We start from the raw sequence: 16266 nt of genomic DNA on the forward strand, positions 1-16266 counted from the left end.
CTCTCCTTATTTATAGGGTCAATCCCAGCCGATATTCACTTCACTATCAACATTCGTGGGTCATCACGGTCGAGTACCCACCAGCTTGCTTCTTGATTTGAACTTGTGTCGCTACCCGCTCGGTCATTTGCGCTACGTGGGAAATCACGCCCACTTTTCTTCCTTGCGATTGCAAGGCATCTAATGCGTCCAACGCCACACTGAGTGTTTCTGGGTCCAAAGTACCAAAACCCTCGTCGATAAACAGCGAATTGATTTGTACCTGGTTAGAGGATAAAGATGCCAGTCCCAGCGCCAAAGCGAGCGATACTAAGAATGACTCACCACCAGACAACGTATTGACGCTGCGCTGTTCATCAGCCATATCTCTGTCGACAATGGCTATTTCTAAAGATTGACCGATCACGGTCAACCGATAGCGCCGAGATAAGCTACTCAAGTGGTGATTTGCATAATGAAGGAGAATTTTTAACGTTTGCGTCTGCGCCAAGTTACGCATTGTCTTACCTGTCGCATCGCCTAATAATCGATTGAGTAGGTGCCAATTTTCGTAGTCATTTTGTAATTGCAGCAGTTCACCTTGATGGACTCGTATTTTTTCAACGTTGTCATGATGCGTTTGTAAGCTCACCGACAATGTGATGAGTTGTCCGTTGAGTGCCTCCTGCTGCTGACACAATGACGCTAGCTGTTCATTCAGTTCATCTTGGCTTTGCTCTGGGCTCTCTATCGCGCAATGCTCTGCCATATTTTTGTCTACATGTTGCAACTGAGAACGCTTTTCTACCAACTTAGACTCGAGTTTTTGCGCCTGTTCAATTAACGGTTGCCATTGCGATTTTTGAAGCGAAAGTAATTCATCAACTAACGCCTCATTAAGCTCGTTATATTGCTCCGTTACTCCCTTCAACCAAGTCAAAAACCGTGCTTGGTTATCGTCGAGAGCAGCTTGATACTCCTGACATTGCGCTGTTAGGTGCTTTAGCTTGAGCGCATGCTCATCTTGCTCTTTAAGTAGCTGCTGCAACCTATCCTTTTGTGTCTGCAATTGTGCTTGTGCTGTGGCTTCTGATGCCTGCAATTGCTGCTGCCATTGATCCGCGTTATGCTCAAGCGGTAATACAGATGCTCGCTTATTTTTTGTTGTGTCACACAATGCAACTTGCTGTGAAAGTAGTACAGATACATCCGCAACTTGTTGTTTAACTTGTGCAAGTAACTGCTCTTTAGCATGAAGTTTAGGTTGAATCTCGGTGATATTCTGCCCTAGTTGATTTAGTTGACTGATTTTTTGCTGCTGTAACTGTACTTCATTCACTAGGGTTTCCGTGGCCTTATGTGGTTCCAATTCAAACGATGATAACCACTGAGGCTCAGAGTACACCTCTGAAATACGTGCTTTCAGACTTTGAGCTAGCGTAATCAGCGCTTCATTACGCTGTGCCTTGCTGGTTAATAACTGCGTATACTCTTGGACTTGAGCTTGATGTTGACTCAAAGTTGCACGCACGGTGTTTAATTGTTGTTGTAGTGCTTGTTGTGCCTGAAACTTCTGTTGTTGTGCTTTACTCAGCACGCTATATCTCGATAATCGTTCCTCTATTTCAAGCAGTTGCAATTCATGCTTTGACGCATCAGCAAAAGTTGAAGGCAGATCATGAAGTAGTGCTTTGTTTGCCTGTTGCTTTTGCATAATCTGTGCATTTTGTTGCAATGAGGCCTGCAATTGCCCATTAACTTGCTCTAAATGGGACACCACCTCATGATAGCGAGTTTGTGTTTGAGCACGCGCTTGTTCAGCTGCTTGATACTGACTTTCAAAGTCGTTGATCAACTGCTGCCAATGCGTGTCGATATGGTCGACATGATAAGGGTGTTCAGTTGCACCACACACTACACACTCTTTACCGTGCTCTAACTGTGCCCTTAATGCACTGATATTGTCACTCGCACGCAGCTTTACTTGATGCAAGTTATCTTGTGTGATGAGTAACTGCTGCCTTGTCAATTCATCTTGATGCTCTGCGTCTTTACGTTGAACATTTGCACTGTGCTGCTGATGTCTGAGGCTGTCAATGTGGGTTTGCAATTGAAGCAACTCATTATCCAATTGAGTTTGCTGCACAATCGCTTGCTGAGCTTTTTGCACCTGTGACTTTTGAAATTGCAATTGCTCATAATCTAGTTCAGCTAGCTCTCGCTGGATCTGAGTAAACTCAACCTGACTTTGATCTAAACTCTGTTCAAGTTCTTTGCACTTGGGCTCTGCGGTTTGTAATGCAGCTTGAGCAGCCTTTAGCTGAGAATCTATAGACTGTTGTGCACCGACAATCTCGCTTTGTTCATCAAATGCGACCAAGTACTGTTGTAATACTTCATGGATCTCTTGCCAATGCTCTGTTAGTTCAAACAGGGCAGGTTGCTCAGCCAACGATGCTTTGGTTTCGTCATGCTGCATCGTTAAGCTCTTCATCTGCGAGTTCAGTGCTTGATGTTCAGCGAGATGATTTTTCTCTGAGTTTTGCAGTTGAGTTAACTGGCTTCGATGTTGCTCTGCAAGTGCAAAATGTTCGGCACAAATACTGTCGAGCTCTCTAACACGTAAAATATCAGGACCATGTTTTACGAGGGCTTCTTGAGCACTGCTAACAACTTCCTTTGCGGATAGTAGCGCTTGCTCTTGCGACGCAATTTGTGGCTGTAAGTCAATTTGTGAGAGCGCTTCGATTGCTTCTTGACCCCGTTGCAGCACCTGTTGTGTTTGCGACTTTTGCGCTCGATTATCTGCAATTTGCTGAACGACCAACGCCAATTTAGCGCGTTTAAATTCACTTTGTTGCTTGGACAACTCAGCCTCAGTGATAGAAACTTCCTCTGCTAACTCATCATGCTGTTGCTGTAGCTTGTGTTGTGTAACATACCAAGCCAATTGCAGCTCTGTCGCTTTGATCTCACCTTTGAGGGTGTTTTGTTGCGCATTTAGGTGCGCTAGTTGGGTGTGTTTATCAGCCAGTTCTTCATCACTCAGAAGTACGATATCGCCGATTTTTTGTTTAAATCTGTCCAGCGTTTCAAGTTTACCTTTGTGGGCTTCATAAATGGCTTTGCCAACGTGGCTGAATTGCTCCGTACCCGTTAAACACTCTAATAACTGAGCCCGCTCATCCGCATTGGCTTTTAAAAATGCGGCAAAATCATGCTGGGCGAGCAATACCGCACGGGTAAATTGCTCAAAATTCAGCCCCAATAACTGCTGTAAAAGCTGCTTCGCTTTTGTTTTTTGCGCCAAGACCTGTTCATCATGTAACCTGAGTACCACATGTTCAGCGTCTTTTATCCTGCCATCAACTTTGTTTCGTGCTCTGGCCACTTGCCAGCGAGCAAGGTAACGCTCCCCATCTTGTCCAACAAAACCAACCTCGGCAAACCCAGACACTGTGCCGCGACGCAACAAGTGACGCGGGTCATTGAGTTTAATATCGTCACCATTAAATTCTACTTTGTTTTTAGAGTCCGACTTTAGCCGCGCGGTTTTGCCATAAAAGGCCAAACATATCGCATCTAACATGGTACTTTTACCAGCGCCCGTCTCGCCAGTAATGGCAAACAATCCGGTATCTTTTAAAGGTGCAGTGGTAAAATCAATCTCGGCCTTGGGTAAAGACGCCAGATTCTGGATTTTGATTGTTAATATTTTCATTATTTCTCGCACTCACTCAACGAAACCAAAACCTCTTCCAGGCATTTTTGGAGTGCGCTTGATGGCGCTCCTTGCGGGTCGACTTGCTCTTTATATGCTAATTCCAGTAAGGTTGCTGGCGCAAGCTCTGAGACTTTCCCTAAATCTTCAAAAACAACTTCATCTTCATTTAACGCTTGTTGAGTAACACGCTCAATACCACAAAAGTGCACAGGTTTATTTTCTAAAGCCTGTTCAATTTTGTGACGGAATTGACTGTCCGTTTCATTGGCATTTAAACGTAAACGCAAATAGGGCTTGGGGGCGCTTTCACTGTCAGGCAAATCAAGCGCGTTTATTGCTTCACAAAGCTCTGTCAAAGTCGCACCTCCTTTTTCGGGAAGCAGAATAACCTCTTTGTGCCTTGGCACATACCGGGCAGACACAGCCTTAACTTCTGACTTTTCAAATTCAACAAGTACAACTTGATGTTTATAGTTCCGCTCAGCAAAAGACATAGGCATAGGCGTTCCGCTATAGCGAATACAGTCATTGTTTGCCACCTTTTGCGCTTTATGTAAGTGCCCTAAAGCGACATAATCAGGTAACTCGCCAAACACATCTGCATGGATTGAATCAAACCCGCCAATGGTAATGTTGCGCTCGGAATCACCAGAGATGTCTCCACCCTTAGCATGTAAGTGACCCATTGCGATGATGGGGGCATCTCTTTCACCAATTGATGCGTACGCACTGTCATAAGCCAACTTAACCGCATGGGCGTAGCTGCTTTGATCATTATCTAAATGGGTAATATCGGCACTGCGTAAGAATGGCATGGCCACAACATTGACTGTGCCCACTGGCATTGTCAGAGTTTTAACCACCTCGTGTGGGTTATGCTTATCAAATCGCCCGACGACATGGGTGTCAAACTGAAGAAGCAAAGGCTTAGCCGTCTCAATGCGGTTTGCCGAGTCGTGATTACCGGCAATAATGACGATATGTAAGTCTGGTAAAAGGGTTTTTACTTGTTTAATAAAGGTGTATAGCTGCTGCTCGGAAGCCGCAGGAGGTGTTGCAGTATGGTATATGTCACCACTGACGATTAGCAAGTCAGCCTCAACCAGCACCAGCTCTTGGCAAAGCCAATCTAGAAATGCTTGATGCTCAGTATAGCGACTGTGTTCATAAAATTGTTGACCGAGATGCCAGTCAGACGTGTGTACAACCTTCATGCAGCGTTCCTTTCCTATTTAGGAACGCTAATATAACATTGCTTGGGGCTATTTATTAATAGCTCAAACGCCACCACATAAAAATTATTACAGGTAAAGCAAGTAGCAACAGCATAGGCGCACGATAAAGCTTGTTTTGTTTCGCTTCTAGACGCTTGATAGCTGAACGTTCATTACATGCAGCCACTTTATCAACATAACAGTAACCGTTTTCAAGGTACTCTTTACAGTTTTGTTCGTCAGCAGGTATCGCAACCAGCTTCTCTTGTTTTTTTAGTATGTAAAAGTCCATACTGCTCACCACATTTCTTTTTGATAAACGGGTATTAATAAATGAGCAAAACTAACGCCAGTTTTACCCAAAATGAGAAAGAGCGCGATTTTAATGATAATTCCAACCAAATATCAACAGTCTTATTAGGGTTTTTGAATTTTTTTTCAAAATAGAGACAATAAATTTGAAAAATGCACAATTGGCATACCCGTCAAATTGCTAATTTATCATCACTTTGGTCAGTTTTAAGCCTAGCTTTGCCTTACTGAATCACTTCTGAACCGCTTTTAACGTTGTACAAATTTTTACCAACTACCAATACCCAACTGAATTTATTACGTAAAATAACAGCAAGAGATAAAAATTAAATTGTAGACATTGCTAAAAAGGTCAAAAAGTCGACAGTTTTACTTCCCTATTCAATAAAAAACCACAATAATCCTTCTCCACAATAATTAAAATAAAGTAGACTATAGGTAAGTGAGTAAACACTATCAAATCCTGAGAAGGAGTTATTTTATGCGAACTTGGCTCTTCGCCGGGCTCTGCTTGATGTTGGCAAATTCAGCTCAAGCGCACAAATTAAAAGCATCAATAGCAACAGCAAACATATTTCCAGAGCAAGGAAATATTCAAATTGAGTATCGCTTTCATCTGCATGATCTTGAGCATGCCTTAGTACACCTGTTCAATGAGCACAAAAATGTGTACCACAATGACAGAGTTCAACAAGCATTTGCTGATTATGTCTACACACATGCTTCACTCAGACGGCTTAGCGGACAAGCTTTGGCATTATCGGCAGCGACCGTAAAAATAGATGCTAAGTACCTATGGGTTTATCAAGAAGCACAGTTTGCCAAAGGCACACCACTTAAAGGGCTACAAATGCGCCACGGGGCCTTAAGAGATATTTGGCCCGACCAAATTAACTTGGTGAATTTTAGAGGCATTGGCAAGGTCAAAACGATGCATTTTGACAAAGATGATAATTGGTTGACGGTCGAGTTTGATTGACCCCTGATTGATAACCTTACGCTAAAAAGGGGCGTTGTGCCCCTTTTATTCAATTACTGACACACCTGCTCACCACGCGCAGAAAACTGCGAGTCGCAGCGTAAAAAAGCCTCTCCTTGTTCATCAAAAAAGCGCCCGTACCAACCCGTATAACGGTCCAGCTCTAGCTCTAAAAAGCCAAACCTCGCCTGTTCATTACCATTGGCTTCTAACCCGTCCACAACAGCCTCAAAATTAGTATATGGCAGCTCTTCACTTAGGGTAACACCACTATTTCCAACCACTATTTGTGGCGGGCGTTTGTACTGTTTATCAAAACTCAAAGACTGATAAATATGCATGTGACCAGATAAAAGCAAAGCCACTTGCTCAGGTAAACGACCTAACGGCGTATTGGCTAAAGCGCGCTGCATCATGATATTTAAAGTATTGTCGGTGGCCACATTATTCACTCCCCAAAGTGGCCTGTGTGTCACTGTCCATATTGGCTTATCGGGATGTTTACTGGCAAACTTTTGTAACCCTTCATATTGCGCTTGATACTGCGCAGTCAAATCGTTAGAGAATCTATCATCACACGCATTCGCGGTGTCTTGCACCCAAATATTAAGCTTTTCAAGTTTCAACATATAGGGGTCAATCATCGCAATTGAGGATACCGCTGTCGTAGGAGGGTTAGAAAAACTACCTTGGGCTGGGCAAGCCCGTTGAGCAATGCCACTTTCTACACTTGAGCCGGGGCCAAAAAAGTAAAACCAACCAAGCCCAGCTCGACTGCACAGCTCATGATTCCCTCTTGCAAATACCCAAGGTGCTTTGGTTAAAATTGCATCGGCAGAGCTAAAAAAGTCAGCTCGCCATGCACGCCATGTATCGGGTTTTGGGCTGCCTGTCGCATTTTGGCTGTAGTAGGTTTCTTCTAGGCCACAGGTTTTTCCGCCATAACCCCCATCCCCCGCATCATACGCGTAAACCCCTTTGCTAATGCTGCCACTGGTACCGCGATAGTTGTAATCACCCATATGCAACAACAGGTCTACTTCACGCTTGGCACCTTCATCAATGAGTGTTTTAAATGGCTCAGCAGGCCCGTTGCCATCACAGACATGCGCTTTACAGCCCGAGTCACCATACACTTGGATACGTTTTGGATTGAGCGTCATTGCCTCGAATTTAAGCTGTGTGCCACCAACAAGGTAAGATTGCCCTTCAGATACGCGTGCTTCACACACTGTAATAGGGAAGTTCACGCCTGGATGCATGCCTCGAATACGCATTTTACTACGCTTGCCCTCTGAGTCTTCAAGCTCTGGGCAAAGCGCTGCTTGATTTTGGATCCCGGGTATTATGGCCCGAATATAAAGCAGTGTGTCACCTTGGTTACTTGGCGCAAGCATCGCGTAAGCAGTGATCACTTCAGCTTTTTTTAAGGGCTTTTGGCTGCTGCAACCAGCCAAAATAGCCAATCCCAATATCATACTGACGAATCGCATTGTCGTTTTCCTTCTAATCGCGTCACTAATTCCTTGTTTAGTGTAGTAAAACCTCTGTAAAGGGGTATTACAAAAGCTTACTTACACACCACGCATTATTTTGCCGCTGCAATATCTCGCCACTTAATATCAAACTTGGCCAAGTACTTTTGTAACCGACTTGAGTCATTACTGGTGGCTTTTTGAGTCCTGCTAACGTCAAACATTACGCGCCCAGCGGCAGCCATGCTAGGGCTTTGCAAACATACGGTGACTACATACTCTAATTGCTGACGATCAAACATATCTAGTTGAGAAATTTGCTCGTCACTCATTACTAACGATAAGCAAGATCCATGCTGCAATGATTGACTCGTTTGCCAATCACTCTCAAGCCGCTTGATCTCTTCTGCCACATCCTCTTTGCTGATCCGCGAAGAATCGGCCAACGTGGCTAAACGGATCATCGACGATCCCAAATCCCTAAAGTTACCTTGCCATGTGGCTTTCACACTATGTGCAAATGCCAGATAAGCGGCCCTTGCCTCTTTGTTAAAGCGCACTCTTCGGCCTTGGTCTTGGCTGTATTTGTCTAGTTCAAAATCAATGTTAGCGTCAATATCTTCGCGCCTATCTTTTAAAGCTGGGAGCTGATAGGTCCAGAGATTAATACGAGCAAGTAAGTCTTCTCTGAATGTTCCCTCTAATACACACGCTTTTAAATCCCGATTAGTACCCGCAATCAGCTGGAATTCACTCGTCACTTCTAGATCGCTGCCCACAGGGTGAAATTGCTTATTCTCAATCGCACGCAACAACATCGCTTGCTCCTCAAGCCCAAGTTCCCCGACTTCATCCAAAAACAAGAGTCCCTGATCCGCCGCTTTTAAAAAACCGTCTCGCGCCTGCAAGGCCCCGGTGAACGCGCCTTTGGTGTGTCCAAAGAGGGCTGCCATCGCATTTTCACCTTTGAGCGTTGCACAGTTCACAATCACTATCTCACCTTGCAAGGTTTTACGCTGTTTTTTAAGCTGAAAAATCCGCGAGGCAAGCTGGCTTTTTCCGGCACCCGTTGGGCCAGTCAATAAAATGGGCGCCGTAGAACGTATGGCAACTTTTTCAATTTGGGCAATCAAACGGTTAAACGCGCTATTTTTAGTTTCTATTCCCCCTTTGAGAAAGCTCTCACCTTGACGGCGCTCAATATCAAAACGCTCAGCCAATTGGTCATATTTTGAAAGGTCTAAATCAATGGTCTGCACTTGTCCCACTGACTTATTCTCATTGTGCGGGTCGGGTGATGTTTGTACCAAACGCCCCGGAAACTGCCTGCTTTCCGTTAACAAGTAACTACAGATTTGTGCGACATGAGTGCCCGTGGTGATATGAAAAAGATATTCTTGCGCATCCAAATCAAACTCAAGTGTGCGACAAAAATCATACAATTTAGCGTATACCTCACCGAAATCCCAAGGATCGTCAAAATTGACTTCAACCAAATGCACGGTTGTTTCGGGTGATACGGTCTCAATGTCAACGGCAACATTATTTGCTAAACGTGTACTCTGCTTACCATGCAGCAGGTACAAGCGATTTATGATCAAATCGTCTTGGCTTACCAATGAAATATTTGGACGCCAGCGATGCCAACGATCAACCCGTTTACCGATAGCGTCTAATTGCGTACCAAGCAAGCTTACAGCCACAACTTTTTTCAAAGCACACCTATCCATATAGATATAATAATATCTATATGGAATCATTTTTATGATTCAAACGCAATTAGAAATAGACACTCCGACTCAATAAAAATTAATTTTTATCTTTAAAATCAAATTATTAAAAACAATTTTCAACTTTTTAAAAACCTTTGGCACGTCAATTGATATATCAAGCTCGTAGTTTGATAGCGTGTTTCTAAATAACACCGCGGTGCGACTTACTCTGTAAGCACGTATTCCGAGATCAACTACTTCAGTAATGGATACTGACAATGGCAACACTTTAAGTGTGGGGTTCGACTCCCCTTATTTGATAGATAGCTCAATGGTAGAGCCACGAAATTTGTAATTCGTTTGTTGCGGGTTCGATTCCCGCTCTAATCACCATAAGTAAAAGATAGAAACATTATTAGTTTTTACATTTAACTGCGCTGAAAAGCGCTGAATTATGCAAGTAGCCGCCACTAACACTAAAGTGGGCTTCGCTGATTAAATTTCGTAAATGGCAAGCTGGATGCTCCCCATTTATGCACTTATTTAGCCAACCCCGCGATAATTAGCTGGCCGCTGCGACGCATCACAAGGAATAAGAAATGAAATTTAAAAAACAACAAATCGTAGCAGATACACAACGTGTTTTCGTATATAAGAACAAGCAGCTTAAGGGTGTACTAACATCAGGCAAGCACACTTTTTGGGATTTTAAAAATGAACTCGAATTTACGACACACAGCATCGACACGCTGTTTTTTATGGCACCAGACGCTGAACGCTTATATCACTCGAACCCAGAAGTTCAAGCACACATCAGCCACTACAAATTAAATGAGCAAGAAATCGGCTTGTTGTACTTCAATGACACTTTGAAGGGCGTTGTAGCGCCAGGTGAGAATCTCTATTTGTGGCGAGATGCAGGTGATATCCATTTGGAAAGAGTGGATATCAGCAATGACTTTTATGTCGATGACAAAACCTTAAAGATCATAGAAAAAGCAGGATTAAACCTCGCGTCAAAACTCATTAGAACCGCGAAAACCACCGCTTGTAAACCGATTTACCAAATACAGATTGAACGCGACCACATCGGCTTGTTGTTTATAGACAATAAGCTGGTCAAGGAGTTGCCAGCAGGGAAATACGGTGTGTGGCAGTTCGGCCGTGAGATTGAATTGAAAACGTTTGATAGCAAAAAAGTATCGGCTGAAGCGGCCAAAGAGATCTACCAAAAAAACACTGCAATGCAAAGTATCACGCATCAAAAACTGGGCGCTGAAGAGGTCGGCTTACTGTATGTAAACGACATCTTAAAGGGCATTGTACCGCCGGCGGAGCACGTCTATCTATGGAAAGAAGCGGGAAATATTCACTTAGAAAGAGTAGATATCAGCGAGGATTATTATGTTAAGCAATCCACTTTTACTCAAGTGAGTAATGCAGGGCTAAACAGCGCAACAAAACTATTCACACCAGCGGGCGCTGCATGTCAGCCTATTATAGATGTTGCTATCGAAAGTGAGCACATCGGGTTGCTGTATGTGAACAATCAATTGCAACAAGAGTTAGCACCAGGGCGTTATGGTATATGGCAATTTAACCGAGATATTGAGGTGAAGATCTTCGACTTGCGTACACAGATGACAGAAGTCTCTGGACAAGAAATATTAAGTAAGGACCGAGTCAGTCTTCGTATTAACCTCAGCGCCAGTTTTCGAATTACAAATGCAGTGCAGGCGGCTTCAAGCGTTGAAGATGTCGATTCATTCGCGTATAACGCCCTTCAGCTTGCTTTAAGAGAAGCGGTAGGCACACAAAACCTTGATGATCTGCTGCTCGATAAACTGTATATCAACGAAACGGTGAAAGAGCTGGTGAGTGAGCAACTGGCTGAAATAGGTGTGCAGCTAATCAGCGTCGGCATGAAAGACATCATTCTACCGGGAGAGATGAGAGCAATCCTTAATCAAGTGGTTGAAGCGCAAAAGGCTGCCGAAGCCAATGTCATTAAACGTCGGGAAGAGACCGCTGCGACAAGAAGCCTGCATAACACGGCTAAGGTGATGGAAAACAACCCAACGCTGATGCGCTTAAAAGAACTAGAAGCACTAGAAAAGGTTGCAGACAAGATTGAAAGTTTAACGGTTTATGGCGGCTTGGAAGGGCTCATGAACAACGTAGTAAACCTAGGTCAAAAACAAGGAGGCCAACATGTGTAAGTCACAATACGAGCTACTGGACAATAACACCAAACATCCGATAAAGGCGTGGACAAAAGGCGTGCCATTTGAACCCGAGGCACAACAACAACTCAAAAATATCGCATCGATGGATATCGTACACAGCCACATCGCCGTGATGCCCGACGTGCACCTAGGTAAAGGCGCGACCATTGGCAGTGTTATTCCATCGGTGGATGCGGTTATCCCTGCTGCGGTAGGCGTGGATATAGGCTGTGGTATGGTCGCGACCAAAACCACCCTCAAAGCAAGTGACTTACCCGATAACTTAAAGTCGATACGCAGCGCTTTTGAAGCCGCAGTACCGCATGGCCGCACAACGGGGCGCGGGAAGCGTGATAAAGGCGCTTGGGGAAATATACCCAAGCTAGTACAAAAAGAGTGGCTGACGTTGGAGCAACGTTTTGCTCAAATTTGCGCAAAACACCCGGCAATCGCCAAGAGTAACCATGTAAACCACTTAGGTACAATGGGAACAGGTAACCACTTTCTAGAGCTTTGTCTAGATGAAACGCAAAATGTCTGGTTGATGCTGCATTCAGGCAGCCGTGGCGTGGGTAACCGAATTGGTACTTACTTTATCGAGCTGGCCAAAAAAGAAATGCAGCGCCATCAGCTACATTTACCCGATATGGATCTTGCCTACCTAAAAGAAGGAAGTGCGTATTTCGATGACTATGTAGAAGCCGTCGAATGGGCTCAGGACTTCGCGGCAAAAAACCGTGAGATCATGATGTTCAATGCATTAAAAGCTCTTAAAGATGAGTTGCCAATGCCATTTGAGACTATGGATGTGGCAGTTAACTGTCATCACAACTACATCTCCAAAGAGGTGCATTTTGGCAAAGCTTGTTACGTTACACGAAAAGGCGCACTACGTGCAGAACAAGGAGAAATGGGGATCATCCCAGGAAACATGGGCGCCCGTTCATACATAGTGAGAGGGCTTGGCAATGCTGACAGCTTCAATAGCTGTAGCCATGGTGCAGGGCGTGTAATGTCACGTACTAAGGCCAAAAAGGTATATAGCATTGCTGACCATGAAGCGGCAACACAAGGGGTGGAATGCCGCAAAGATGCAGCTGTGATCGACGAAATTCCGCATGCCTATAAAGACATTGATAAAGTCATGGCAGCACAGCAAGACTTAGTAGAAGTCGTGCACACATTAAAACAAATCGTTTGTGTAAAAGGATAAGAATGATAACCAAAATAAACAAACCAACCATTATTATTGACGGCTCAAAAGGAGAGGGCGGTGGCCAAGTACTCAGAACCGCACTAAGCCTGTCGATGTTGCTCAATCAGCCCATAGAGATAAAAAATATCCGAGCTGGACGAAAAAAACCGGGGCTGAAGCGTCAACACTTAACTTGTGTACTGGCCGCACAGAAAATATGTAATGCACATGTCACAGGGGCTGAACTCAATTCACAAAACATCACTTTTGTGCCAAACCAAGTACAGGCGGGTGAATATGAATTTAAAATCGGCACGGCTGGCAGCACAGTACTCGTTTGCCAAACCATTTTGCTGCCACTGGCGCTAAGCGGTGAGCCGTCCACAGTGTCACTGCAAGGGGGTACTCACAATGGTATGTCACCTTCTCTGACCTTTTTTGAGCACTCGTTTATGCCTGCGCTGAAAAGTATGGGGTTAAACTGCGAAGTAACAACACATAAGCTCGGGTTCTTCCCTGCAGGCGGTGGCAGTTGGCAAATAGACATTACACCACTGACGTCCCTTAAACCTTGCCAATTGGAGCAATCCGGTGCAGAGTTGGAACTGCAACAAAACAATTGTAATGTGCTTTCTATTGTCGCTGGGGTAAGAGATTCCGTCGCTAACAGAGAGATAAAAGAAGCTCAAGCGCTACTGAACTGGGCAAATGCAAACACCGAGATTGACAGAGCGAAAGCCTATGGCAATGGTAATAGCTTTCATTTGAGCGTGGGACAAGCTAAGCAAGTCGCTATGTTTGAACAAATTGGCGAACTTGGCCTCTCGGCTGAGCGAGTAGCGGGGCGTGCTGTTAAGTCACTCAAGCATTACTTAAAGTCCGGTGCAGCAGTGGAAGAGCATTTGGCAGACCAGCTACTATTGCCTATGGCCCTCGCTGGGGGCGGAAGTTTCACCACCACAGCACTGAGCAGCCATACAACAACGAATATTGACGTTATTGCACAGCTCAGTGGTATCAAAATTAAAACACAACAATTAAACGAACACCTTTGGAAAGTATATTTGGACTAATAATGGATAAAGCAGTTACATCAATAAGCCCAGAAGCGCACAGCGAAATCATGGCGCGTATAAAAAAAGCTGAACAATCGCACAATGTAAAGGTCCTTTACGCAATTGAATCTGGCAGCCGCGCTTGGGGGTTTGCATCACCAAATAGCGATTATGATGTGCGCTTTATTTATGTTCATCCAAAAGATTGGTATTTGTCCGTGGTGTTAGAGGACAAACGTGATGTGATTGAATACCCGATAGTTGACGATATTGACATCAATGGCTGGGACCTGCGCAAAGCACTTAAGCTTTTAAAAGCATCTAACCCTGCGGTAGGTGAATGGCTCAACTCACCGATTGTCTACATTAATGATGAAAACTTTAAGTCGCAAGCACAGGCGTTATTTGCCCGCTACTACAGAACCGAGCGCGGTCTCTATCATTATATAAACATGGCTAAAAGCAACTATCGAGGCTATCTCAAACAGGATAAGGTGCCTTTGAAAAAGTACCTGTATGTATTGCGTGCTCTATGCGCTGCAAGGTGGATTGAAAAACACGATAGTCCACCACCAATAGAGTTTACTGTGTTGGTAGAAGGTGTAATTGAAGACACACAGTTGCTTGCACAAATACACGCTGTTGTTGAGAAAAAACAACAAGCCACGGAAAAGTCATTGGTACCTAAAATAACGCCTTTAAACACGTTCATTGAGTCAGAGCTCGATTTTTTTGAAAACAATATCAATAAATCAGATAACCACGAGCAAGACCCAAGCTACTTAGACGCCTTTTTTCAACATAGACTGTCGCAAGCTACCAGTTAGTAAAAATTTGATCTGTAGTGGTAGTTATATACCACTACAACAAGTTACAAATCTCTTGCACCACTGTCTCGACGCGCTTTGGCCGCGATGAGCTTTGCCTTTTGCATAAATATACTGTTTCGAACACTGGCTGCGCTAAGCTATGAATGGCTACCTTTGATTGCTGCGCAAAGGCTTCAACGGCGTGAGCAGGCAAAACAGTAAACCCAAATCCCATTGCAACAGGCTGTAAAATGAGGCCAATTTGATTCGAAAAGCCTTTCTTTTTTAACATATTTGCATGCCCAAATTCAGCATAGTTTGCGCCCAAGAGTAAACTTGCATGATGGTTGCCATCAGGATGGTCAATAAAACCCAGTTCATTGAGGGATTGCCATGTAGGCTGTCCTGAGCCAGCAGGTGTTATGAGCAAAAGCTGCTCTTTAGCAATTGCCTCACTATGCACTTCTTCCAGCTGACTTTTTACCGTCATTAATCCAATATCGACTGATTTATTTGAAACCGCTTGCTCAATTTTCGTGTTCGGAGCAAAACGATGATCGATCACTAATTTCGGATACTTATCTTGCAAAGCCAGTAAGTAAGGGTACAACTTTAAACCCAAACTGCCGGGAGATTGAATACGCACACAGCCTTCAAAGGCGGGATCATCACCAATTGTCTGCTCTAAATCAGTGAGATCATCAAGTATAGAACGCCCTCTAATATAGAGCTGTTCGCCGGCTTGGGATAACGAAAACTGCTTCTCTTCACGTTGAATCAGCGTTTGTTTTAATTGCGCTTCTAACTTACTTATATGCTGACTTACGCCCGACTGCGTCATATGCAGTTTTTCAGCAGTCCGTGTGAAATGCCCTATATCAGCAAGGGTACAAAATGTGCGCAACCATACCAAATTAATCATTACAAAACGTTATTGATTAAATAATAAATGATAATTTCACATTATAACTCTGGATTTGTAATCTGCCCATAAATTATGAGGAGCACATATTATGAACAAGGTATATCCACGCAACTTTTCCCACATTGGTATTTCAGTGCCAGATCTAGAAAAAGCAGTTAAGTTTTATACTGAGGTCCTAGGCTGGTATTTAATCATGGCACCCACAGAGATAACCGAAGATGACAGTGCAATCGGCGAGATGTGTACGGATGTATTTGGTGCGGGCTGGTCACATTTTCGCATTGCACACCTCTCTACCGGAGATAGAATTGGCGTGGAGCTTTTTGAGTTCAAGAACCAAACGAACCCAGACAACAACTTTGAATACTGGAAAACCGGAATCTTTCACTTTTGTGTACAAGATCCCAATGTGGAGGAGTTGGCAGAGCGCATCGTTGCCGCTGGTGGCAAAAAACGAATGGAAAAACCTCGCTACTACTACCCCGGACAAAAGCCCTACCGTATGATCTATATGGAAGACCCGTTTGGCAATATCCTTGAAATTTACAGCCATAGTTACGAGCTGATTTACAGTGAAGGGGCTTACTAGTACAGCGCATCGAGTGCAACTAACCAAAACAGCTAAAATCTTTAATTTTAATACTGCCCTTTACCACCTCACG

Annotated in this window: 12 protein-coding genes and 1 tRNA gene; 7 read left to right on the top strand and 6 right to left on the bottom strand. The window is 44.0% G+C overall.

What is annotated here, in order from left to right:
* Positions 1 to 46: 46 nt before the first annotated feature.
* The 3 genes from A7985_RS12840 to A7985_RS12850 are packed head-to-tail and all read right to left on the bottom strand — an operon-like array spanning position 47 to position 5209.
* Entirely contained in the window at positions 47 to 3700 is a 3654-nt protein-coding gene (locus A7985_RS12840) for an AAA family ATPase (RefSeq protein ID WP_065790850.1), read from the bottom strand.
* A complete protein-coding gene (locus A7985_RS12845; RefSeq protein WP_065790851.1) occupies positions 3700 to 4917 on the bottom strand; it encodes an exonuclease SbcCD subunit D C-terminal domain-containing protein in 1218 nt (405 codons plus the stop codon). The genes A7985_RS12840 and A7985_RS12845 overlap by 1 nt, the downstream gene beginning before the upstream one ends.
* 55 nt (positions 4918 to 4972) lie before the next feature.
* Entirely contained in the window at positions 4973 to 5209 is a 237-nt protein-coding gene (locus A7985_RS12850) for a hypothetical protein (RefSeq protein WP_063377991.1), read from the bottom strand.
* 501 nt (positions 5210 to 5710) lie between these two features.
* Here A7985_RS12850 and A7985_RS12855 point away from each other — a divergent pair.
* Positions 5711 to 6208: a DUF6702 family protein gene (locus A7985_RS12855; RefSeq protein WP_065790852.1), complete on the top strand. Its 498-nt coding sequence runs from the start codon at positions 5711 to 5713 to the stop codon at positions 6206 to 6208.
* A gap of 53 nt (positions 6209 to 6261) precedes the next feature.
* On the opposite strand, the gene A7985_RS12860 is transcribed toward A7985_RS12855, so the two are convergent.
* Positions 6262 to 7701, bottom strand: coding sequence for a metallophosphoesterase (locus A7985_RS12860; protein WP_065790853.1), 1440 nt, complete (start codon positions 7699 to 7701; stop codon positions 6262 to 6264).
* 95 nt (positions 7702 to 7796) lie between these two features.
* Positions 7797 to 9398, bottom strand: a complete 1602-nt coding sequence (gene rtcR / locus A7985_RS12865) for an RNA repair transcriptional activator RtcR (protein ID WP_176716739.1) — start codon at positions 9396 to 9398, stop codon at positions 7797 to 7799.
* Between the two features lie 315 nt (positions 9399 to 9713).
* Between rtcR and A7985_RS12870 the strand changes: the two genes are divergently transcribed.
* From A7985_RS12870 to A7985_RS12890, 5 genes are all read left to right on the top strand, one after another.
* Positions 9714 to 9788 (top strand) — tRNA-Thr (locus tag A7985_RS12870).
* A 206-nt stretch (positions 9789 to 9994) separates the two neighbouring features.
* Positions 9995 to 11614: a slipin family protein gene (locus tag A7985_RS12875; RefSeq protein ID WP_218061293.1), complete on the top strand. Its 1620-nt coding sequence runs from the start codon at positions 9995 to 9997 to the stop codon at positions 11612 to 11614.
* Positions 11607 to 12833, top strand: coding sequence for an RtcB family protein (locus tag A7985_RS12880; protein WP_065790855.1), 1227 nt, complete (start codon positions 11607 to 11609; stop codon positions 12831 to 12833). The genes A7985_RS12875 and A7985_RS12880 overlap by 8 nt, the downstream gene beginning before the upstream one ends.
* Before the next feature lie 2 nt (positions 12834 to 12835).
* Positions 12836 to 13888: an RNA 3'-terminal phosphate cyclase gene (rtcA, locus tag A7985_RS12885; protein ID WP_065790856.1), complete on the top strand. Its 1053-nt coding sequence runs from the start codon at positions 12836 to 12838 to the stop codon at positions 13886 to 13888.
* Between the two features lie 2 nt (positions 13889 to 13890).
* Positions 13891 to 14697, top strand: a complete 807-nt coding sequence (locus tag A7985_RS12890) for a nucleotidyltransferase domain-containing protein (protein ID WP_065790857.1) — start codon at positions 13891 to 13893, stop codon at positions 14695 to 14697.
* Between the two features lie 34 nt (positions 14698 to 14731).
* Here the strand turns inward: A7985_RS12890 and A7985_RS12895 are convergent, their stop codons facing one another.
* Positions 14732 to 15601, bottom strand: coding sequence for a LysR family transcriptional regulator (locus A7985_RS12895; protein ID WP_065790858.1), 870 nt, complete (start codon positions 15599 to 15601; stop codon positions 14732 to 14734).
* Between the two features lie 91 nt (positions 15602 to 15692).
* Between A7985_RS12895 and A7985_RS12900 the strand changes: the two genes are divergently transcribed.
* Positions 15693 to 16193, top strand: coding sequence for a lactoylglutathione lyase family protein (locus tag A7985_RS12900; RefSeq protein ID WP_065790859.1), 501 nt, complete (start codon positions 15693 to 15695; stop codon positions 16191 to 16193).
* The last annotated feature ends 73 nt before the right edge of the window (positions 16194 to 16266 follow it).

It is taken from the genome of Pseudoalteromonas luteoviolacea (assembly GCF_001696455.1).
GTDB lineage: Bacteria > Pseudomonadota > Gammaproteobacteria > Enterobacterales > Alteromonadaceae > Pseudoalteromonas > Pseudoalteromonas luteoviolacea_C.

Bases quoted from the DNA above. Each gene is read 5' to 3' on its own strand.
- A7985_RS12845 (WP_065790851.1), bottom strand. From the start codon at position 4,917: ATGAAGGTTGTACACACGTCTGACTGGCATCTCGGTCAACAATTTTAT.
- A7985_RS12850 (WP_063377991.1), bottom strand. From the start codon at position 5,209: ATGGACTTTTACATACTAAAAAAACAAGAGAAGCTGGTTGCGATACCT.
- A7985_RS12840 (WP_065790850.1), bottom strand. From the start codon at position 3,700: ATGAAAATATTAACAATCAAAATCCAGAATCTGGCGTCTTTACCCAAG.
- A7985_RS12890 (WP_065790857.1), top strand. From the start codon at position 13,891: ATGGATAAAGCAGTTACATCAATAAGCCCAGAAGCGCACAGCGAAATC.
- A7985_RS12875 (WP_218061293.1), top strand. From the start codon at position 9,995: ATGAAATTTAAAAAACAACAAATCGTAGCAGATACACAACGTGTTTTC.
- rtcA (WP_065790856.1), top strand. From the start codon at position 12,836: ATGATAACCAAAATAAACAAACCAACCATTATTATTGACGGCTCAAAA.
- A7985_RS12880 (WP_065790855.1), top strand. From the start codon at position 11,607: ATGTGTAAGTCACAATACGAGCTACTGGACAATAACACCAAACATCCG.
- A7985_RS12855 (WP_065790852.1), top strand. From the start codon at position 5,711: ATGCGAACTTGGCTCTTCGCCGGGCTCTGCTTGATGTTGGCAAATTCA.
- A7985_RS12860 (WP_065790853.1), bottom strand. From the start codon at position 7,701: ATGCGATTCGTCAGTATGATATTGGGATTGGCTATTTTGGCTGGTTGC.
- A7985_RS12900 (WP_065790859.1), top strand. From the start codon at position 15,693: ATGAACAAGGTATATCCACGCAACTTTTCCCACATTGGTATTTCAGTG.
- A7985_RS12895 (WP_065790858.1), bottom strand. From the start codon at position 15,601: ATGATTAATTTGGTATGGTTGCGCACATTTTGTACCCTTGCTGATATA.